At 70.9% G+C, this 351-nt stretch carries 1 protein-coding gene; it reads left to right on the forward strand.

All coding sequences use genetic code 11. The features are described 5' to 3' along the window. The coding region (locus PUR61_RS16520; protein WP_329879610.1) for a flavin reductase family protein at window positions 1-351 on the forward strand (351 nt) is incomplete at both ends.

The following is a 351-nucleotide window of genomic DNA, read 5'->3' on the forward strand; positions in this document are numbered from 1 at the left end:
CTGCCCGCCCCCAAGCACGGCACCGCGTTCTCCTTCGAGGACGCGAAGGCCATCGCCGACGAGATCGGCTACCCGGTCCTGGCCCGTCCCTCCTACGTGCAGGGCGGACGCGGCATGGAGATCGTCTACGACGAGACGTCCCTCGCCTCCTACCTGGAACGCCACGCCGGTCTCGTCTCCGAACACCCCGTCCTCCTCGACCGCTTCCTCGACGACGCCGTCGAGATCGACGTCGACGCCCTCTGCCAGCTCGACTGCGCGGTGTACGACCGGCACCCCGCCGGCGACCACCTGATCCTGGTCGGCGAGGTCACCGCCGTCCGGCTCGCGGACGGCGGTGACCCGCTGGTC

This window comes from Streptomyces sp. BE20, assembly GCF_036322525.1.
In the GTDB taxonomy this organism is placed as follows: Bacteria; Actinomycetota; Actinomycetes; order Streptomycetales; family Streptomycetaceae; genus Kitasatospora.